Below are 18,612 nucleotides of genomic sequence, written 5' to 3'. Positions count from 1 at the left end.
GGGGATTTCCTCTCGGTCACTGACGGGGGACGTTCGCGGAGCCGCGGGCCTGGGTGCCGGCGGGCGGGTTCGTGCAGCGCTCGTCGAGCAGCGGCGCGCGGCTGCTGAGGTCGTAGAGGTCGCGCTGCCGCATCGGGGAGTAGACGCAGTTCTTCAGGATCCGGGGCACGAGCAGGACCCGTCCGCTGCCGTCGCGGGTGCTGCCGGCCATCGCGACCGCCTGCAACGGCGCCCAGTCCAGCCACGTGTCGAGCCCGCGCAGGTGGCGTGCCGACATCACCGACAGGGGGAGCGCGCGGTCCAGCAGTGAGATCAGCGTGACCCGGTTGCCGCGCCACCACCGGCTGAGCCGGGGGAGCAGGTCCGTGGCGTTGACGACGGTACGCCGGATGGCCGGTGTCGCTGACCGCAGTGCCGCGGTGACCCGGTCCAGGTCGCGGGAGATCCGCCGGAGGGCGGGGCTCAGCACGACGCCGGTGGTGAGGGGGATCCGGGCCGTCCGGATGACGTGGGTCAGCGTCGGCTCGAGCCGACGCAGCATCGCGAAGGCCGACTCGAGGTCGATGGAGAGCGCGCGCAGGTCGACGTCGGAGCCGCCGAAGATCCGCTGGGTCTCCCGGGCGATCGTGCGCACGTCGCCGACGTCGAGGTGGCGCATCAGGCCCTGGGCGTCGACCAGCACCTGCGGCACGCTGACCGGCGTCGTGGTGCTGGCGAGCGGGACGGTGTCGCCGTCGGCGTACAGGGGGCCGGAGGCGGACGCGGGCTGCACATCGAGGTACTGCTCGCCGACCGCGGACAGGTCGAGCACCTTCAGCGTGCTGTTGCGCGGCACCTGGACGCCCTTGTCGATGGAGACCTCGGCGATCACCCGGGCGCCGTTCGTGCGTCCCGAGAGCCGGACGTCGGTGACCTCGCCGATCCGCTGGCCGCGGTAGGTCACCACCGAGCCCTGGTGCAGTCCTGCGGCCTGGTCGAGCTCGACGGTGAGGTGGTAGGGGTGGTGGAACAGCGAGCCGCCCACGACGGTGTCGGCGACGTACACGGTGCCGGCGATGAGGACGGCGAGGATGAGGACCTGCGCGAGGTGGGCGCGGCGCCTGACCTGGCGTGCGCCCGCGGCGGCGATGTCGGCGGGGTTGTTCACGGCACGCGCCCCGTCCCGTTCTCGTACGCCGACAGCGTGCTCGGGTCGAGCAGCAGGGTCAGGTCGAAGTTGGCGAAGTCGCCGGGCGCGGCCCGGTCGCTGCCCTTCGCGAACGCGACCAGCCCGGCCATCACGCCGTCGATGTCCTTGCTGCTGCCCAGCAGCGAGCGGAAGACGGTGCGCAGCGAGCCCAGCTGCCCGACCAGGTCGGCGCGGGTGGCCCGGGTGAACGGCGTGGCCTGCAGCTCGAAGCGGCGCAGCGCCGCGAGGGTGCCCATCATCCGCACCCGCTGCCGCGCCAGCGTGGACACCAGCCCGCTCAGGTCGGTCAGCGAGGCGGTGATGGCCGGCAGGTCCTTGCGGAGCCGCCGGGTGAGCCGGTCCAGGGAGCCGGTGAGCCGGTCCAGCGTGGGGAGCTGGCGGTTGAGCCCGGTCACCGCGGTGTCCAGCCGCGACAGCAGTGAGCGGACCGTGCCGGTGTGCCCGGTGAGTGCGATGTTGAGCTGCTTGATGATGGTCGAGATGTCGCCGAAGCTGCCGCCGGTCACGACCGTCGACAGGGCGCTGAGCAGGTCCGAGACGTCCGGCGCCTCGCTGGTGCTGGCGAGAGCGATCGTGCCGCCGTCCGCCAGGTAGCCCCCGGTGCGGCCCTGGCTGAGCTCCACGAACGACGTACCCATCGGTGCGGTCAGCCGGATCTCGGCGGTGCTGGTGCGCCGCAGCCGCACCGAGGTGGACACGGCCACCTCGACGTCGGCGCGGTAGCCGTCCGCGGCCACCGAGGTCACCTGCCCGACGGTCGCGCCCTCCAGCTTCACCGGTGCGTCGACCGGGAGGTTGAGCGCGTCGCCGAACTCCAGCCTCAGCGTGTACGTCGGCCCGTTGACCAGCCTCGGCATCGGCACGTCGGTGAGGGTCAGCCCGCAGCCCGAGCAGACGAGGGCCAGCACGAGGATCAGGAGGCGCTTCACGGCGTACCTCCCGGCAGCGAGTTGTAGAGGCCGTCGAGGATCCCGTCCAGCAGGCCCGTGCCGCCGGTGTTGTCGAGCGCGTCGCACATGGTCGCCGCGCTCAGCGCTGCCGCGAACAGCTGGCAGGTGTGGGACCGGAACAGCGTCGAGAAGGGTCCGGCCGCGAAGGAGAACTGCACCCGCAGGCGCTGGGTCTTCCAGTCGTAGGCCTGGGCGAAGTTCTGAGCGAGCGTGGGCATATCGTCGAACGCCTCGGCCAGCGACGCCTGGTGCCGGCGGACGATGCCGACGATGTCGTCCATCCCGGCGAGGTCGGTGCCGAGGACGCCGGCGTTGCGGCGCAGGAAGCGGGTGCCGAGGACGGTGAGCCGGTCCAGCGCCTGCATCGTGGCGACGATCTGGCCGCTCTGGTCCGCGAGCACTCCGAGGGTCGCGTCGGACTGATGGGTGAAGGTGCGGATCCGCCGGTCGCGGCGGGCGAGGACGTCGACGAGCCGGCGCAGGTCGCTGCTCACCTGGGTCAGCGCGGCGTCCTTGGAGGTCAGCACCTGCAGCGCGCCCTGGCCCTGGGAGAGGGCGGCGCGCAGCGCCGTGCCGTTGCCGCGCAGGGTCCGTGCGGTCGTGGCGAGCAGCGTCCCGAGCCCGGCGCCCAGGGTGCCCCTGCCGGTCCGCAGGTCGCCGTTGAGCGCCTTGACCAGGTTGTCGATGGCCGTGGCGATCTCGTCGACACCTGCGGGGGAGCGGGTGTGCGCGGCCGCGATGTGGGCGCCCGAGGCCAGGGTCGGTCCGCCGGTGTACGCCGGCCCGAGCTCGACGTACCTGTCGGTGACCAGGGAGGACTGCAGGATCTCCGCGCCCGCGTCGGCCGGCACCTGGGTGTCCGGCTGCAGGTGCATGAGGACCTGCATGGTCGCGCCGTGCGGCTCGACGCCCACCACGGTGCCGATCGGTACGCCGAGGTAGGTGACCTGGTTGCCGACGTACAGGCCGGTGGTGTCGACGAAGTCCGCGGTGACGATGAGGTCGTCGCCGGCCGCCCCGCCGAGCCAGCCGGCCACGCGCGCGCCCTGCAGCACGCCGCCGAGGACGAGCAGGGCGACGATGCCGAGGATGATCCGCCGTCTCACGAGCACTTCTCCGGGGTGATCGCGCAGACCATGTCGTCGGGGAAGATCGCGTACGGCGCGTTGACGCCGAGCCACGGCCCGTCTCCGGCCGCGTTGGTGAAGACGCGGATCGTCGGCCCGGCCAGGCGCAGCGTCTGGTCGATCTGCCGGCGGTGCCGGTCCAGGGTGGCGAGGACCGAGCGCAGGTCGCGCAGTCCCGGCTCGAGCTGCGGCGCACTGGCGCGTACGACGGCGGTCAGCCCGGTCACGAAGCGGTGCGCCTGCCGCAGCATCTCCGAGAGCAGGGCGCGTCGCTGGTAGACCGTGGTCAGGACCTGGCCGCCCTTGTTCAGGATGGTGTCGAGGTGCCGGGTCTGGCCGAGCACGAGCCGGGTCACCTGGTGCGTGGCGGCGAGCAGCCGGTCGAGCTGGCCCTCATGGGTCCGGACCAGCCGGGCGACGCCACTGATGCCGGTCAGGGCGCTGTGCAGCTGGCCGGGGTCGACCGACATCGACCGGCTCAGGACGGCCACGGCCCGCTGCAGCACGGGCAGGTCGAGCTTCTCCACCTCCGGCACGCTGTCGAGCCAGAAGCGCTCCATCGGGTAGGTGTCCAGCGCGTGCTCGACCGCGATCGTGCCGCCGTCGGCGAGGGCCGGGCCGGTGCCCGGGGACAGCGACAGGTAGCGCTGGCCGAGGATCGAGAGCAGCTTCACCTCCGAGCGGCTGTCGCCGGTGATGCCGTCGGCGGCGGGGGAGTCGTCGAGGCGGAAGGTCACGTCGACCTGGTCGCGGACCGCCTCCACGGCCGTCACCCTGCCGACCTTGATGCCGGCCACCCGGACGTCCGCGCCGGGCTTGAGGCCCGCCGCCGAGTGCAGCCGGACGTGGTATGCCGGCGCCCCCTGCAGCAGGTGCACCGAGAGGGCGAGGAGGCCGACCACGACGAGCGCCACGACGAGCCGGAGGGGCCAGCCGAGCCGGCGTACGGCACTCATGAGCACCTCGCGGAGTGGCGGTCGCCGGGCCCGACGTCGAGGGTGGTGCTCGTCCCCTTGAGCCGGATCCCGAGCGAGCAGACGTAGACGTTGAGGTAGCTGCCGTAGTCGAGGGTGCGCAGGTAGGTCCGCAGCTGGGTGGGCAGGGCTCCGCCGGCGGCGACGATCTGCGCGCGGTGCGTGCGCAGGTAGCGCAGCCACGCGGCGCTGAGCCGCGCGTCGTCGACGATGCTGGGCCCGGCCTGCTCGATGACCCGGGCGGTCTCCCGGCTGAGCCGGGCCAGCGAGTCGAGGCCGCCGGCGATCTCGCGGCGGTCGCCGGCCAGGCCGGTGCTGAGCCGGGCCAGCCCGCCGAGGAGCCGGGTGAAGGCGGCGCGGTGCTGGTCGGTGGCCCGCAGCACGGCGATCACGTTGTCGCTGACCCGGCTCAGCACCGCGTCGCGGTCCACCAGGCCGTGGGTGAGGCCTGCGGTCTGCCGCAGCAGCACCCGCAGCGTCGGGCCCTCGCCCTGCAGGGCCCCGATGATGTTGGTCGCGAGCTGGTTGATGTCGGCGGGGTCGAGCAGGTCGAAGATCGGCCGGAACGCGTTGAACATCGCGGTCAGGTCGAGCGCCGGGCGGGTGTGGTCCACGGGGATGGTGGCGCCGTCGGCGAGCCTGCCGACGGCCGCGCCGGCGGGAGGCTGCAGGGCGACGTACCGCTGGCCCATCAGGTTGAGGTAGTCGATCGCGGCGATGGTGTTGCCGGCGATCTGCTGGCGCGCCTCGACGTGCAGGGTGACGATCGCGAGACCGCGCTGCTCCCCGGTGCCGAGGCGGGTCCCCGCCACCCGCCCGACGCGTACGCCGGCCAGGCGGACGTCGTCGCCGACGCGCAGCCCGGTCGCGTCGCGGAACACCGCGGTCACAGTCATCGTGTCGCCGACGGTGCCGCGCGCGAGGGTGCCGGCGACCATCGAGGTCAGCAGGACCGAGACCAGCAGGAACACCACGACCCCCGCCGTCGCACCCTTGTTCCGGCGGAGCTCGCTGAGCTGGCGGCCCATCACCTGCTCCCGGGGCAGTCGGGACCGGCGAGGTCGCGGTAGCGCGGGCAGTCGGCGGGGCCGTAGGGATCCATCATCTGCGGCGCCATCACGCCCTCCATCTGGATCCGGCCGTTCCGCACCGCCGCGGCGCCGTTGCGCAGCAGCTGCGGGACCTTGGCCAGCAGCGACTCGAAGGCGGGGTGCCGCTGGGCGAAGGTCCGCAGCGTCGCGGCCGTGGCGTCGAGCAGCCGCGCGACCGACGGCCCGTGCAGGGCCAGGAAGGTGGTGATGCCGGTCGAGCCGTCGAGCAGGCCGACCGCGTCGGCGAGGATCGTGTCCGTGTCGCCGGCGTGGGCCACGAGGGTGCGCGCCAGCGGCCGTGACGCCCGCAGGGCCCGCACCAGCTGCGGCTCGATGCCGTCGGCGGTGTCGGCGTTCCGCGCGAGCAGGTGCAGGTCCCGGATCAGGGCGGGCTGGAGGTCGGTCCAGCGCCCGAGCATCCGCTCGGAGTCGGCCATGAAGCCCGCGATGTCGTGCCCGCGGCCGGCCAGCGCCCCGGCCAGCTGGGAGAGCGCGGTGTCCCACTGCGACGGGTCGACCGCGGCCAGCAGCCGCTGGGTGGCGGCGAAGGTGTCCATCAGCCGCAGCGTGCGCACCGAGCGGTCCGCGGGCACCTGGTCACCGCTGCGCAGGTGGCTGCCGGTCACCGGCCCCGCGCCGGCGCCGACCAGGTCGACGTACTCGTTGCCGAAGAGGGTGCCGGGCAGCACCCGGGCCCGCACGGTGGCGGGGATCTCGGCGGCCTCCCGGCTCTGCACCAGTACGACGGCGGTGGGGTCGTGGTGGGCGACGCCGGGGTCGACCGACACGACCCGGCCGACCCGCAGGCCGGCGTACTTCACGTCGGAGTTGATGCCGAGGGTGTCGCCGGTGGTGGGCAGGTGCACGGTGACCCGGACGTCGCCGGACACGACGCCGAGGGTCTCCATCCCGAGGGTGGCCGTGAGGGCCCCGACGCCCATCGCCCCGACGACGCCGACGGCGGCGAGCCGCCGGCGCAGCGTGCGCGGCGACAGACGGGAGTGCGCGAAGAGGATGTCGGACATGGTGCGCCGGCTCAGCCCGAGATCTGCACCTGCTGGTCCGCGCCCCACAGGGTCAGCGTCAGCAGGATGTCGACGACGGTCAGGCTGATGATGCTGGCCCGGATGGCACGGCCGGTTGCGCGGCCGACGCCCTCGGGGCCGCCGCTCGCGGTGTAGCCGTGGTAGCAGTGGATGAGGGTCACCACGGTCGTCAGCACGATCACCTTGATGCCCGAGTAGATGATGTCGACGGGCGCGACGAAGGTGCGGAAGTAGTGGTCGTAGGTGCCGTGCGACTGCCCGTAGAAGGTGGTGACCATCAGGTCGGTCGCGAGATAGGTGCCGACCAGGCCGATCAGGTAGAGCGGCAGCACGACGATCCACGACGCCACCAGTCGGGTGCTGATCAGGTAGGGGATCGGGCGGATGGCCATCGACTCCAGCGCGTCGATCTCCTCGCTGATCCGCATCGCGCCCAGCCGCGAGGTGAACCCGCAGCCGATCCGCGCCGCGAAGCCGAGCGAGGCGATCATCGGCGCCAGCTCGCGGGTGTTGGCGTAGCCGGAGATGAAGCCGGTCAGCGGCGCCAGGCCGATCACGTCGAGGCCCTGGTAGCCCTCGAGCCCGACCTCGGTCCCGGTCAGGGTGGAGAGCAGGAGCACGACGCCGACGACTCCGCCGCCGACCAGGAAGATCCCCGACCCCAGCGCCACGTCGGCGAGGATGCGGGAGATCTCGCCGCGGTAGCGGGTCACGGCGATCGGCAGCGCCAGGATCGCCCGCCAGGCGAGCACGAGCTGCGCGCCGATGCCGGCCAGGGGGGAAAGCACGACCTGCTCGAGGTCGTCGACCACGGAGTCGAGGGGTCGGGTCGAGGTCATCCGAGCGGCCCCCCGACCAGGCTGGACTGGATCTGGGAGATCACGAAGTTGGCCGCGAAGAGGAGCACGAAGTTGGTGACGACCGAGCTGGTCACGGCCTCGCCCACGCCGGTCGGCCCGCGCTTCGCGTTCAGGCCCTTGTACGACGCCACCACGGCGCAGATCACCGCGAAGACCGCTGCCTTGACCAGGGAGAGCACCAGGTCGGAGGACTGCGCGAGCGTGGTCACCGACGCCAAGTAGCTGCCGGGCGGCAGGTTCTCCATCGCCACCGAGATCAGCAGCGTGGTGATGATCGTGAAGAACATGACCACGCCGTTGAGCAGGACCGCGACACCGACGATCGCGAACATCCGCGGCACGACCAGCCGCTCGATCACGGGCAGCCCCATCACCTCGAGCGCGTCGATCTCCTCGCGGATCGTGCGGGCGCCGAGGTCGGCGCAGATCGCCGACCCGGCCACGCCGGAGAGCATCAGCGCCGTGATCATCGGCGAGGCCTGGCGGATCACCGCGAGCGTGTTGCCCGCGCCGGTGAACGCGACCGCGCCGACCTCCTGGGCGAGCACGCCGACCTGGAGGGCCAGGATGATGCCGAAGGGGATCGAGACGGCCAGCGCCGGCAGCGTGCACACCCGCACGGCGTACCAGGCCTGGACCACGACCTCGGCGAGCGGGAAGCGCCGCCCGGCGATCGAGCGGCCCGTCGCCACGAGGGTGCGGTGCGCGAAGCGGAGCAGGCCGGCCGTCTCGCCCAACGGGCGGCGCACGGCGGCGGCGAGGCCGGTGCTCGCTGCTGACATCTGGCCCCCTCGCTCGATGCTGACGATGACAGTTGATGTGTCCCGGGCAGTGTGACATACGTCAATGCTGTGACGTCAAGGGCGAGTTTTGAGCGTGAATCCGGTGGTTGTCAGCGCTGGACAACACCTCTACTGTGACAGTCATGAGTGCTCTTGCCGCCGCAGAAGCTGCCGATGAACCCGGCATGACCGTCGACGAGCTCGCCGCGGCCGCCGGGCTGTCGGTGCGCACCACGCGGTACTACGCGAGCCTGGGCCTGCTCCCGCCGCCCGGACGCCGCGGCCGCCTCGCCTGGTACGACGAGGCCCACCTCACCCGCCTGGAGATGATCCGGGCGCTGCAGGAGCACGGATTCACGCTGCAGGCGATCGAGCGCTACCTCGCCTCGCTGCCCGAGGACGCGACCGTCGAGGACCTCGCGCTGGAGCGCGCCATGCTGACCTCCTGGACCATCCCCGGACCCCGTGAGCTCACCCGCCGCCAGCTCGACGCCCACGCCAAGCGGCGCCTGAGCGACGCGGAGCTCGAGATGCTGGTCGACCTCGGCATCGTCCGCGAGGCCGCCACCGACAAGGGCACCCGCTACACCCCGATCCAGGGCTTCGAGGTCGGCGTGCAGGTCCTCGACCTCGACATCCCGATGGAGGGCATGCGCCTGGCCGGGCAGGCGATCGTGCGCAACATGTCGGTCCTGGCCGGGGAGCTCTCCGAGATCATGCGCGAGCAGGTCTTCGGTCCCTACCGCGCGACCGTGCACTCCCGCGAGGACGCCGAGCGCTTCGAGCACACCGTCTCGGTGCTCCGCCAGCTCACCCTGGACGCCATCGTCACCGCCTTCCAGCGGTCCACCAACGACCTGGTCGCCCGCTCGATCCAGCGTCGCTGACCGCACCGCCAGAGAGGAAGCAGATGGACTTCGACCTGCCCGAGTCGGCTCTCGCCGTCCGTGAGGGGGTGGCCGCCGTGGCCGCCAAGTACGACCACGGCTACTGGTCTCGCTGCGAGGAGGAGCACCGCTTCCCGCGCGAGATCTTCGACGACCTCGGCGCCGGTGGCTGGTTCGGCCTGTGCGTCCCCGAGGAGTACGGCGGGGGAGGGCAGGGCCTGCTCGAGCTCGCGGTCGCGAACATGACGCTGTGCGCGTCGGGCGGCGTGGCCGGCACGTTCTTCTACGTCACGACGCCCGGCTTCGGCGCGATGACGCTGACCCGGCACGGCACCGACGAGCAGAAGCAGCGCATCCTCCCCGGCCTGGCCGACGGCTCCGTGCAGTTCTGCCTCGCCCTCACCGAGCCGGACGCCGGCTCCAACGCGATCGAGATCAGGACCTCCGCCCGCCGCGACGGGGACGACTACCTGATCAAGGGCCAGAAGATCTGGATCTCCAACGTCGAGAACGCCGACTGGATGGTCGCGGTCACCCGCACCATCCCGGCCGGCGAGGCCGGCGCGCAGGGCCTGTCCCGCACCGCCGGCTTCACCCTGTTCCTGGTCGACGTCAAGCAGGCGCTCGCCGACGGCACTCTGTCGTTCACCCCCATCCCCAAGATGGGCAGCAACATCCTGGCCTCGAGCCAGGTGTTCCTCGACGACGTCCGCGTCCCTGCCGAGAACGTCATCGGCGAGGTCGACGCCGGCTTCGCCGTGCTGTGGGACGTCCTCAACCCCGAGCGCATCCTGGCCGCCTCGGGCGGCATCGGTACGGCGGACGCCGCGCTCCGGATCGCCTGCGACTACGCCTCCTCGCGGGAGGTGTTCGGCCGCCCGATCGGGGCCAACCAGGGCCTGCAGTTCCCGCTGGCCCAGATCAAGGCCAAGACCGAGCTCGGCCGGCTGATGACCTACCAGGCCGCCTGGCTGTTCGACCAGGGCCGGCCCTGCGGCAACGAGGCGAACATCGCCAAGCTCACCGGCGCCCAGGTCGGCTGGGAGGCCGCCGACCAGGCCTTCCAGACCCTCGGCGGCATGGCCTACTCCAAGGAGTACCCGGTGGAGCGGATCTTCCGCGACGCCCGCATCGCCAAGAACATCCCGGTCGCCGAGGAGCTCGTGCTCGCGCACATCGGCACCTCGATGCTCGGTCTGCCCAAGAGCTACTGATGAGGTCCACCATGAAGTCCGACATGAGTGCACAAGCCACGCCCGCGCCGGTCGAGATGCGCGACTACTGGGACGGCATCACCGCCCTGTACGCCGGCAGCGCCAACGTGGCCCTGCAGATGCTGGGTGCGCCGGGGGTGGCCTACGGCGTCATGGAGTCGAAGGTCGAGAGCGGCCGGATCGACAAGCACCCGTTCAAGCGCGGCCGCACCACGCTCACCTACCTCGCGGTGGCGGTGCTCGGCACCGACGCCGACCGGGCGGCGTACCGCGACGCGGTGAACGGCTCGCACCGCCACGTCCGCTCCACGGCCGAGAGCCCGGTGAAGTACAACGCCTTCGACCCGGAGCTGCAGCTGTGGGTGGCGGCCTGCCTCTACTTCGGCCTGGTCGACACCTGGGAGCGGCTGCACGGGCCGGTCGAGGAGGAGCTCGCCGAGCGGATCTACCAGCAGATGGCAATCCTGGGCACCACCCTGCAGATGCGGCGCGAGCAGTGGCCGGCGACGCGCGCGGACTTCTACGCCTACTTCGACGAGCGCCTCGCCAGCGCCGACATCGACGGCCCGACCCGCGACTACGTCCGGTTCCTCTACCGCTTCGAGATGTTCCCGTTCTGGATGTGGCCGCTCGCCCGCGTCCTGGAGTTCATGAACGTCGGCTTCACCCCGCCCGCCCTGCGCGACAAGCTCGGCCTGCGCTGGGGCCCGCGGCGCGAGCGCGCCTTCGGCCGGGTCTGCCGCACCACCGGCGCCCTCACCCGTCGCCTGCCGCGGCTGGTGCGGAACATGCCGTTCAACCTCTACCTGTGGGACGTACGCCGCCGGATCCGGGCGGGGAGGCCGCTCGTCTGACCACCGTCGTTGGTTGAGTAGGAGCGAGCGCCAGCGAGCGACGTATCGAAACCCACTACTCCTTCGGGGGTGGTCTGGGCGGCCGCACCGTAGCTCGTCGGCCCCCGCCGTCAAGGACGCCTTCGGCGCCGCTGCGCGGCCGCTTCGCGGTCCTTGACTGCGGGTCCCGGACGACGAGCTGGACGGCGCGACAACGGCACGGGCTCCGCCCGCGCCGCCGCTTCGCGGCCGCCAGCGCGGGTGGGTGTCGGGGAGCTAGGGACTATGGGTCACGTGGCCCATCGTCCTTAGCGCGCCGCGACGGGGTCCAAGATCGCCCGCGCGGGCGATCGTGGCGCCCTCTCGGGCTGCCGAGTCCGTGAAGATCACCCGTGCGGGCGATCCTGTACCTCCCGGGCGGTCAGGCCAGGCCGGGGACCGGGCGGCTACGGTGCGGCCGCCCAAGACCAACCCCGCACGACACGGCGGAGGAGAGGTCGCGATGGTCTCCCGGCCGCCCCGACCCCACCTGCCGGTAGTCTCACGGACCGTGACTGAGCGCACCCTGGTCCTGATCAAGCCCGACGCCGTACGCCGCGGCCTGATCGGCGACGTCCTGTCCCGGTTCGAGGCCAAGGGCCTCGCCATCGTCGCGATGGAGCTGCGCACGATCGACGCGGCGCAGGCCGACGCGCACTACCACGAGCACGTGGAGCGCGACTTCTACCCGCCGCTGCGCGACTTCGTGACCAGCGGCCCGCTGGTGGCGCTGGTGCTCGAGGGCGACGAGGCGATCTCGGTGGTCCGCGCGATCAACGGCGCGACCGACGGCCGGAAGGCCGCGCCGGGCACCATCCGTGGCGACCTCTCGCTCTCCAACCGCGAGAACCTGGTCCACGGCTCGGACTCCGCGGAGTCCGCGGCCCGCGAGATCGGGCTGTGGTTCCCGACTCTCTGATCGGCGTGCCTCACCAGTAACACTGGTCAACTTTCCTACCCTCGACAACGTGGGCCCGCTCGGGCTCCGTGACGTGCGTGGAGGGTGGCGTGGGGCTGAACTCGATCATCGGTCGGGACATGGCCGTCGACCTGGGCACTGCCAACACCCTCGTCTACGTGCGCGGGCGGGGCGTCCTGCTCGACGAGCCGAGCGTCGTCGCGCTCAACGACACCACCGGCGAGGTCATCGCCGTGGGCCACGAGGCCAAGCAGATGCTGGGGCGTACGCCGGACAACATCCTCGCGCTCCGCCCGCTCAAGGACGGCGTGATCGCCGACTTCGAGGCGACCGAGCAGATGCTGCGCCACTTCATCGCCCGCGTGCACAAGCGCCGCTACTTCGCCAAGCCCCGCATGGTCATCTGCGTGCCCAGCTCGATCACCCCGGTCGAGCAGCGCGCGGTCAAGGAGGCCGGCTACCAGGCCGGCGCCCGCCGGGTGTACGTCGTCGAGGAGCCCATGGCCGCCGCGATCGGCGCCGGGCTGCCCGTCCACGAGCCCACCGGCAACATGATCGTCGACGTCGGCGGCGGCACCACCGAGATCGCCGTGATCTCCCTGGGCGGCATCGTCACCTCCCTCTCCATCCGCACCGCAGGCGACGACCTCGACGCCGCGATCATCAGCTGGATGAAGAAGGAGCACGCGCTCATGCTCGGCGACCGCACCGCCGAGCAGGTCAAGATCAGCCTGGGCTCGGCGTTCCCGCGGCCGGGCGAGCCCGAGGGCGAGATCCGTGGCCGCGACATGGTCAGCGGCCTGCCCCGCACAGTCACGGTCACCAGCGCCGACGTACGCCACGCGCTCGAGGAGCCGCTCAACGCCATGGTCGACGCCGTGCGGTCGACCCTGGACCAGACCCCGCCCGAGCTGGCCGGCGACATCATGGACCGCGGGATCGTGCTCACCGGGGGCGGCGCCCTGCTGCGCGGGCTCGACGAGCTGATCCGGCACGAGACCGGCATGCCGGTCCACGTCGCCCAGGACCCGCTCGTCTCGGTCGTGCTCGGCGCCGGCCGCTGCGTGGAGCAGTTCGAGGCGCTCCAGCAGGTCCTCGTCACCAACCCGCGGCGGTTCTGAGCAGCCATGACCCTCGAGACGCTGCCCCCACGGCGTACCGGCTCCGGCCCGATCAAGCGGGTCGGCCTCGCCCGCGAGCGCCGCGAGGACCGCGGCCTGCCCTCGCGCTCGCTCGTCCTCGCGCTGGTCCTCGCCTGCGTGACCCTGATGGTCATCGACAAGGCCAGCGGCGACAGCTCCCCGGTCGCGCCCGTCCGGCACGTCGCGGGCGAGCTCGTCGGTCCGGTCGAGGACGCCGTCACCACGCTGCTGCACCCGATCGCCGTGATTCCGGGCGCCCTGCGCACCAACGGCCAGCTCCGCGGCGAGCTGGCGAAGGAGCGGGCCGAGAATGAGGCGCTGCGACAGCAGGCCGAGACCGGTCCGTACGCCGCCAACCGCCTCGCCGAGCTCGACTCGCTGCGCGCCATCGCCGGCGACCTCGGCTACGCCCTCAAGCCGGCCCGCGTCACCGGCCTGCACGCCTCGGGCTCCTTCGAGGACACCGCCACGATCGACGCGGGCAGCAGCGATGGCCTGCGTCCCGACATGACCGTCGTCAACGGCGCCGGCCTCGTCGGGCGGATCACCTCGGTGACCTCGCACAGCGCCACGGTCCTGCTGATCACCGACGCCGGCTCGACCGTGGGCGGCCGGGTCGGCGACAACATGAAGCTCGGCTTCGTCACCGGCAACGGCAGCCTCGGCTCCGACGCCAGCCTCGACCTGAACCTGCTCGACCAGACGGTCGTCCCGCACGTCGGCCAGACGGTCGTCACGTGGGGGAGCCAGGACGGCGCGCCGTACGTCGCCGGGGTGCCCATCGGCACGGTCGTGAAGGTCTACCAGTCGCTGCGCGAGACCAGCTACCGCGCGGTCCTCAAGCCGTTCGTCGACTTCACCTCCCTGGACATGGTGGGCGTGGTGGTGCCCTCCGGGACCCCCGGCCGCGTGATCGAGGCCGACCAGAGCCTGCGGGGCATCCGATGAGGGGCACGACGCGGGTCGTCACGGCCACAGTGCTGGTGCTGGTCGGCCTGCTGCTGCAGGTCTCGGCCCTGCCCGAGCTGGGCTGGCCCGATGCGGGCGCGGGCGCCGTGCCCGGCGTCGTCCTGCTCGTGGTCGTCGCCACCGCGATCGCCACCGACACCCGGTTCGCGACCCTGACCGGCTTCTGCGCCGGCCTGCTGCTCGACCTCGCGCCGCCGGCCGACCACGTGGCCGGACGCTGGGCGCTGGCCCTGATGACGGTCGGGTACGTCGTGGGCCGGCTCAGCCACGACGACCAGCCGCACAGCGGCGCGGCCCACCGCCCGAACCTCTCGCTGATGGCCGCGGCCGTGCTGGGCGGGTCGTTCGTGGCGAACTCGATCTTCGCGCTGACCGGCCTGCTCATCAACGACCTGGACCTCAGCCCGGGCCAGGTGCTGCGGGTGATCCTCGTCGGCCTGGTCTGGGACCTGGTCGGCGCCCTGTTCGTCCTGCCGCTGTCGTTCTGGGCCTACCGCAGGCTCGGCCGGGTCGCCCGGTTCGGCGCGGGCGAGCCCGCGCGGGTCGGGCTGCGATGAGCACGACGGCCGACCCCGGCCGGCGCAGCCGGCTCCGCCTGGTCGTCCTGCAGGTCCTCGCGTTCTCGCTGCTCGCCACGCTCGGCGCGCGCCTGTACTACCTGCAGGTCGTCACCGGCGACACCTACCAGGGCAAGGCCGCCTCGCAGTCGATCCGCGACATCGTCGTCCAGCCGCAGCGCGGCCTGATCGTCGACGACCAGGGCCGCCCGCTGGTCACCAACCGGCTGGTGTGGGTGGTCTCCATCGACACCACGCTGCTGAACAAGATGGGCGACCACGAGCGCAACGCCCTGATCCGCCGCGTCTCCGGCGTCATCGGTCAGCGCCCGATGCTGGTCAAGCGCAAGCTCGTCGCCTGCGGCAGCGACGGCTCGGTCAACGGCCAGTGCTGGAACGGCTCGCCCTACCAGCCGGTCCCGGTCGCCGAGGACGTCAGGCAGGCGGTGGCGCTGCGGATCCAGGAGCAGCCCGAGGACTTCCCGGGCGTGATCGTGGACCAGCAGAGCGTGCGCGAGTACCCCTCGCCGTACGGCGTCAACGCCGCGCAGGTCCTCGGCTACCTCAGCCCGATCACCAAGAGCGAGCTCGACGCGGCCAACAGCAACGACGACACCTCCGTCAACGGTGCCTCCGAGGTCGGCCGCGCCGGCCTGGAGAAGGAGTACGACGCCTGGCTGCGCGGGCAGCCCGGCTACCAGCAGGTCGCGGTCAACTCCCAGGGCCAGGTCCTCGGCAACGTCGACGACCTGCAGGCACAGCCCGGCGACACGCTGGTCACCTCGATCGACGCCAAGGTGCAGGGCGTGGTCGAGAAGCAGCTCGCCGAGGCGATCAGGACCCAGCGCGCCACGGTCGACCCGGTCACCCACCGGCACTTCGCCGCCGACTCCGGCGCGGCCGTGGTGATGGACGCCAAGACCGGCCGGATCATCGCGATGGCCAGCGCGCCGACGTACGACCCGAAGGTGTGGACCGGCGGCATCACCCAGCGCCAGCTGGACCGGCTCTACTCCACCAAGGCCGGCACGCCGCTGCTGAGCCGGGCCTTCCAGGGCGAGTTCGCGCCCGGCTCGACGTGGAAGCCGATGATGACCGTCGGCGCCTTCACCCACGGCTACGGGCCGAGCTCGCAGCTGACCTGCCCGCCCTCGGTGCGGATCGGCAACCGCGACTTCCACAACTACGAGTCGGAGAGCTTCGGGCTGATCTCCTTCGCCAAGGCGATCGAGGTCTCCTGCAACACCTTCTTCTTCCAGGTGGGCATGCACTTCTGGGAGAAGTACGGCTCGGACGCCTTCAACTCCCACGCCCGGGACCCGCTGGTCCACGAGGCCGAGAAGTTCGGCTTCGGCAAGCCGACCGGCCTCGACCTGCCCGGTGAGGCCTCCGGCCGGATCGCGGACCGCAAGTGGCGCCTGGAGTACTGGAAGCAGATGAAGGGCTACTACTGCGGCATCGCGCACAAGCCGCAGGACAAGAAGACCTCCGACTTCCTCTACCTGTTCGCCCACGAGTTCTGCGTGGAGGGCCAGGCCTACCGCGAGTACGACGCCGCCAACTTCGCCATCGGCCAGGGCGACACCGCGGTCACGCCGCTGCAGCTCGCGCGCGCCTACACTGCGCTCGCCAACGGCGGCACCCTCTTCGAGCCGACCATCGGCAAGGCGATCGTCGACCCCCAGGGCCAGGTGCTGCGCACCATCACCCCGAAGGTCGTGCGCCACGTGAACATCCCCCCGCGCGTGCGCAGGTACGTCGACATGGCCACCCTCGGCGTCAGCCAGGTCGGCACCATGGCCTGGAAGATGGGCGGCTTCCCGCTCGACCAGGTCCAGGTGCACGCCAAGACCGGCTCCGCGGAGGTCCTCGGCAAGCAGTCGACGGGCTGGGTGGCGTCCTACACCAAGGACTACGTCGTGGTGATGATGATGAGCCAGGCCGGCACCGGGTCCGGGTCGGTCGGTCCCGCGGTGCGCAAGGTGTGGGAGGCCCTCTACGGCATCCACGACACCACGGTGAACCCGCGCCACTCCGCCATCCCCGGCGTGACCGCCCCGACGTCGCTGCCCGTGTTCGGCAAGGACGGCTCGATCCTCCCGCCGGCCCGCAAGGACGGTGAGTGAGCATGTCGATCCGCCAGACCACGGTGTCCCGGCGCCGCGTGCTGCGCCGCTGGCAGGACCTCGATATCCCGCTGCTGGCCGCGGTGCTGGTGCTCAGCGTGCTCGGCTGCCTGCTGGTCTGGTCGGCCACCTCGCACCGCGACGCGCTCACCGGCGGCAACCCGAAGGTCTTCCTCGACAAGCAGGTCGTCAACCTGGTCATCGGCGTGGTGCTGCTCGGCATCGTGACGGTCACCGACAACCGCTGGGTGCGGATCCTGGCGCCGGTGGCCTACCTGTTCGGCATCCTGGGGCTGCTGCTGGTCCTGGTGATGGGCTCGACGATCAACGGCTCGAAGTCCTGGCTGATGCTGGGCGGGATGTCGCTGCAGCCCTCGGAGCTGGCGAAGCTCGCGGTGGTCGTCGGCATGGCGCTGGTCGTCGCGGAGCGCTCCGAGGGCCGCTGGTCCCGGGGCGTCGGTACGTCGGACGTGCTGCTCATGCTGGGCGTCGCCGGCGTACCCGCCGCGCTGATCCTGCTGCAGCCCGACCTCGGCACCATGCTCGTCCTCACCGCGACCGTCTTCGGCGTCATCGCCGCGTCCGGCGCGGACCGGCGCTGGCTCGGGATGCTCGGCGTCGGCGGCATGGGCGTGGCGGTCTTCGCCGTGCTGAGCGGCTTCCTGAAGAAGTACCAGGTCGACCGCTTCCTGGCCTTCACCAACCCCGACCTCGATCCGAAGGGCGCCGGCTACAACGTCGAGCAGGCCCGCATCGCGGTCGGCAACGGCGGCTGGTTCGGGCAGGGTCTGTTCCACGGCTCGCAGACCCAGGCCGGCTTCGTGCCCGAGCAGCACACCGACTTCGTCTTCACCGTCGCGGGCGAGGAGCTCGGGCTGGTCGGTGCCGCGCTGATCGTGGTGCTCCTGGGCATCGTGCTGTGGCGCGCGCTGCGGATCGCGTCGCGCACCGACGACATGTTCGGCCGGATGGCCGCCGCGGGGATCGCGTGCTGGTTCGGGTTCCAGGCGTTCCAGAACATCGGGATGTGCCTCGGGATCATGCCGGTCACCGGCGTACCCCTCCCGTTCGTGTCGTACGGCGGCTCCTCGATGTTCGCCGGGATGCTGGCCGTGGGCCTGCTGCAGAACATCCACCTGCGCACCCTGACCGACCCCGCGGCCCGGCTGCAGCCCGCCCAGCGGGTGCTGGTCCGCTCCTGACTCAGGCGAAGACCTTCACCGGGGGCGGGGCGAGCTCGCCGTGCTTGCTGGTGCGCAGGTCGAGCCTGACCAGCTTCTCCACCTCCGCCGTGGCCGCCGCCACGCCGTCGACGACGGGGACGCCCAGGTCCTGCGAAAGCCGCCGGCACAGGTCGGCCATGCCGGCGCAGCCCAGGACGATCACCTCCGAGCGGTCGGTGGTGAGGGCGTCGCGGCAGACCCCCAGGATCGTCGCGTACGCCGCCGGGTCGGTCTCGAGCTCGACGACCGGGATCTCGCAGGCATGGATGCCGGCGCACAGTGAGGCGACGCCGTAGCGGTGCGCGATCTCCGCGGTGTGCCCGAGCACCCGCGACAGGGTGGTCACCACCGAGAAGGTGCGGCCGAGGTAGCCGGCCGTGCGCATCGCGGCCTCGGCGATCCCGACGACCGGCGCCTCGCTCAGCTCCCGTGCGGCCATCAGGCCGGGGTCGCCGAAGCAGGCGATCACGTAGCCGTCGTACGCCGGGCGGGTGGTGATCTCGGCGAGCAGGTGCGGCGTCGCCACCGCCTCGTCGAAGTGCGACTCGATCGACGCGGGCCCCTCGGTGGGGTTGACCGCGTCGACGACCACGCCCGGGCCGACAGCGGCCCGGGCGCAGTCACCGATCAGCGCGGTCATCGACGCCGTGGTGTTGGGGTTGACGACCAGGATCCGCATCCGGA

18 protein-coding genes are annotated in these 18,612 nt (G+C 71.9%); 9 read left to right on the top strand and 9 right to left on the bottom strand.

Translation table 11 applies throughout. From position 1 onward, the window contains the following. Window positions 1–16: 16 nt before the first annotated feature. From ACYU8V_RS21400 to ACYU8V_RS21365, 8 genes are read right to left on the bottom strand one after another with little or no spacing between them, the layout of a single operon-like run. Complete coding sequence (locus ACYU8V_RS21400) at window positions 17–1,147, bottom strand: MlaD family protein (RefSeq protein ID WP_460850262.1); 1,131 nt, start codon at window positions 1,145–1,147, stop codon at window positions 17–19. After that, complete coding sequence (locus ACYU8V_RS21395; RefSeq protein WP_460850261.1) at window positions 1,144–2,118, bottom strand: MCE family protein; 975 nt, start codon at window positions 2,116–2,118, stop codon at window positions 1,144–1,146. The genes ACYU8V_RS21400 and ACYU8V_RS21395 overlap by 4 nt, the downstream gene beginning before the upstream one ends. Next, window positions 2,115–3,245 (bottom strand): MCE family protein, encoded by a 1,131-nt coding sequence (locus ACYU8V_RS21390; protein ID WP_460850260.1) that lies wholly within the window; start codon window positions 3,243–3,245, stop codon window positions 2,115–2,117. The genes ACYU8V_RS21395 and ACYU8V_RS21390 overlap by 4 nt, the downstream gene beginning before the upstream one ends. Then, entirely contained in the window at window positions 3,242–4,222 is a 981-nt protein-coding gene (locus tag ACYU8V_RS21385; protein WP_460850259.1) for an MlaD family protein, read from the bottom strand. The genes ACYU8V_RS21390 and ACYU8V_RS21385 overlap by 4 nt, the downstream gene beginning before the upstream one ends. Further along, entirely contained in the window at window positions 4,219–5,268 is a 1,050-nt protein-coding gene (locus ACYU8V_RS21380; protein ID WP_460850258.1) for an MCE family protein, read from the bottom strand. Before ACYU8V_RS21380 ends, ACYU8V_RS21385 begins: the two co-directional genes overlap by 4 nt. Beyond that, on the bottom strand, window positions 5,268–6,356 hold the full coding sequence (locus tag ACYU8V_RS21375; protein WP_460850257.1) for an MCE family protein: 1,089 nt from the start codon (window positions 6,354–6,356) through the stop codon (window positions 5,268–5,270). Before ACYU8V_RS21375 ends, ACYU8V_RS21380 begins: the two co-directional genes overlap by 1 nt. Before the next feature lie 11 nt (window positions 6,357–6,367). Next, the gene (locus ACYU8V_RS21370; RefSeq protein ID WP_460850256.1) at window positions 6,368–7,216 is read right to left on the bottom strand and encodes an MlaE family ABC transporter permease; all 849 of its coding nucleotides are present in this window, start codon (window positions 7,214–7,216) and stop codon (window positions 6,368–6,370) included. Then, window positions 7,213–8,019: an MlaE family ABC transporter permease gene (locus ACYU8V_RS21365; RefSeq protein ID WP_460850255.1), complete on the bottom strand. Its 807-nt coding sequence runs from the start codon at window positions 8,017–8,019 to the stop codon at window positions 7,213–7,215. Before ACYU8V_RS21365 ends, ACYU8V_RS21370 begins: the two co-directional genes overlap by 4 nt. A gap of 143 nt (window positions 8,020–8,162) precedes the next feature. On the opposite strand from ACYU8V_RS21365, the gene ACYU8V_RS21360 reads away from it, so the two are divergent. The 9 genes from ACYU8V_RS21360 (at window position 8,163) to rodA (ending at window position 17,907) form a co-directional block, all read left to right on the top strand. After that, window positions 8,163–8,906, top strand: a complete 744-nt coding sequence (locus ACYU8V_RS21360) for a MerR family transcriptional regulator (RefSeq protein WP_460850254.1) — start codon at window positions 8,163–8,165, stop codon at window positions 8,904–8,906. A gap of 23 nt (window positions 8,907–8,929) precedes the next feature. Beyond that, on the top strand, window positions 8,930–10,120 hold the full coding sequence (locus ACYU8V_RS21355) for an acyl-CoA dehydrogenase family protein (protein ID WP_460850253.1): 1,191 nt from the start codon (window positions 8,930–8,932) through the stop codon (window positions 10,118–10,120). Beyond that, window positions 10,120–10,974, top strand: a complete 855-nt coding sequence (locus tag ACYU8V_RS21350; protein WP_460850252.1) for an oxygenase MpaB family protein — start codon at window positions 10,120–10,122, stop codon at window positions 10,972–10,974. The genes ACYU8V_RS21355 and ACYU8V_RS21350 overlap by 1 nt, the downstream gene beginning before the upstream one ends. Window positions 10,975–11,503: 529 nt before the next feature. Continuing rightward, window positions 11,504–11,911: a nucleoside-diphosphate kinase gene (gene ndk, locus ACYU8V_RS21345; RefSeq protein ID WP_460850251.1), complete on the top strand. Its 408-nt coding sequence runs from the start codon at window positions 11,504–11,506 to the stop codon at window positions 11,909–11,911. 89 nt (window positions 11,912–12,000) lie between these two features. Next, window positions 12,001–13,032 carry a rod shape-determining protein gene (locus ACYU8V_RS21340; RefSeq protein WP_460850250.1) on the top strand — a complete coding sequence of 344 codons (1,032 nt, stop codon included), beginning with the start codon at window positions 12,001–12,003 and terminating at the stop codon, window positions 13,030–13,032. Between the two features lie 6 nt (window positions 13,033–13,038). Then, window positions 13,039–14,001 carry a rod shape-determining protein MreC gene (gene mreC, locus ACYU8V_RS21335; RefSeq protein WP_460850249.1) on the top strand — a complete coding sequence of 321 codons (963 nt, stop codon included), beginning with the start codon at window positions 13,039–13,041 and terminating at the stop codon, window positions 13,999–14,001. Beyond that, window positions 13,998–14,579 carry a rod shape-determining protein MreD gene (locus tag ACYU8V_RS21330; RefSeq protein ID WP_460850248.1) on the top strand — a complete coding sequence of 194 codons (582 nt, stop codon included), beginning with the start codon at window positions 13,998–14,000 and terminating at the stop codon, window positions 14,577–14,579. Before mreC ends, ACYU8V_RS21330 begins: the two co-directional genes overlap by 4 nt. After that, complete coding sequence (mrdA, locus tag ACYU8V_RS21325; RefSeq protein WP_460850247.1) at window positions 14,576–16,705, top strand: penicillin-binding protein 2; 2,130 nt, start codon at window positions 14,576–14,578, stop codon at window positions 16,703–16,705. The genes ACYU8V_RS21330 and mrdA overlap by 4 nt, the downstream gene beginning before the upstream one ends. 2 nt (window positions 16,706–16,707) lie before the next feature. Next, window positions 16,708–17,907 (top strand): rod shape-determining protein RodA, encoded by a 1,200-nt coding sequence (gene rodA / locus ACYU8V_RS21320; protein WP_460850295.1) that lies wholly within the window; start codon window positions 16,708–16,710, stop codon window positions 17,905–17,907. A gap of 1 nt (window position 17,908) precedes the next feature. On the opposite strand, the gene ACYU8V_RS21315 is transcribed toward rodA, so the two are convergent. Continuing rightward, the gene (locus tag ACYU8V_RS21315; RefSeq protein WP_460850246.1) at window positions 17,909–18,607 is read right to left on the bottom strand and encodes an aspartate/glutamate racemase family protein; all 699 of its coding nucleotides are present in this window, start codon (window positions 18,605–18,607) and stop codon (window positions 17,909–17,911) included. Window positions 18,608–18,612: the final 5 nt, after the last annotated feature.

Source organism: Nocardioides ultimimeridianus (assembly GCF_054777895.1).
This window is presented reverse-complemented; position numbering and strand designations above follow the sequence as displayed.

What these genes read in the sequence shown, in the direction of transcription:
- ACYU8V_RS21385 (WP_460850259.1), bottom strand. Translation starts at nt 4,222, where the DNA reads ATGAGTGCCGTACGCCGGCTCGGCTGGCCCCTCCGGCTCGTCGTGGCG.
- ACYU8V_RS21380 (WP_460850258.1), bottom strand. Translation starts at nt 5,268, where the DNA reads ATGGGCCGCCAGCTCAGCGAGCTCCGCCGGAACAAGGGTGCGACGGCG.
- ACYU8V_RS21375 (WP_460850257.1), bottom strand. Translation starts at nt 6,356, where the DNA reads ATGTCCGACATCCTCTTCGCGCACTCCCGTCTGTCGCCGCGCACGCTG.
- ACYU8V_RS21370 (WP_460850256.1), bottom strand. Translation starts at nt 7,216, where the DNA reads ATGACCTCGACCCGACCCCTCGACTCCGTGGTCGACGACCTCGAGCAG.
- ACYU8V_RS21365 (WP_460850255.1), bottom strand. Translation starts at nt 8,019, where the DNA reads ATGTCAGCAGCGAGCACCGGCCTCGCCGCCGCCGTGCGCCGCCCGTTG.
- ACYU8V_RS21360 (WP_460850254.1), top strand. Translation starts at nt 8,163, where the DNA reads ATGAGTGCTCTTGCCGCCGCAGAAGCTGCCGATGAACCCGGCATGACC.
- ACYU8V_RS21355 (WP_460850253.1), top strand. Translation starts at nt 8,930, where the DNA reads ATGGACTTCGACCTGCCCGAGTCGGCTCTCGCCGTCCGTGAGGGGGTG.
- ACYU8V_RS21350 (WP_460850252.1), top strand. Translation starts at nt 10,120, where the DNA reads ATGAGGTCCACCATGAAGTCCGACATGAGTGCACAAGCCACGCCCGCG.
- mreC (WP_460850249.1), top strand. Translation starts at nt 13,039, where the DNA reads ATGACCCTCGAGACGCTGCCCCCACGGCGTACCGGCTCCGGCCCGATC.
- ACYU8V_RS21330 (WP_460850248.1), top strand. Translation starts at nt 13,998, where the DNA reads ATGAGGGGCACGACGCGGGTCGTCACGGCCACAGTGCTGGTGCTGGTC.
- mrdA (WP_460850247.1), top strand. Translation starts at nt 14,576, where the DNA reads ATGAGCACGACGGCCGACCCCGGCCGGCGCAGCCGGCTCCGCCTGGTC.
- rodA (WP_460850295.1), top strand. Translation starts at nt 16,708, where the DNA reads ATGTCGATCCGCCAGACCACGGTGTCCCGGCGCCGCGTGCTGCGCCGC.
- ACYU8V_RS21315 (WP_460850246.1), bottom strand. Translation starts at nt 18,607, where the DNA reads ATGCGGATCCTGGTCGTCAACCCCAACACCACGGCGTCGATGACCGCG.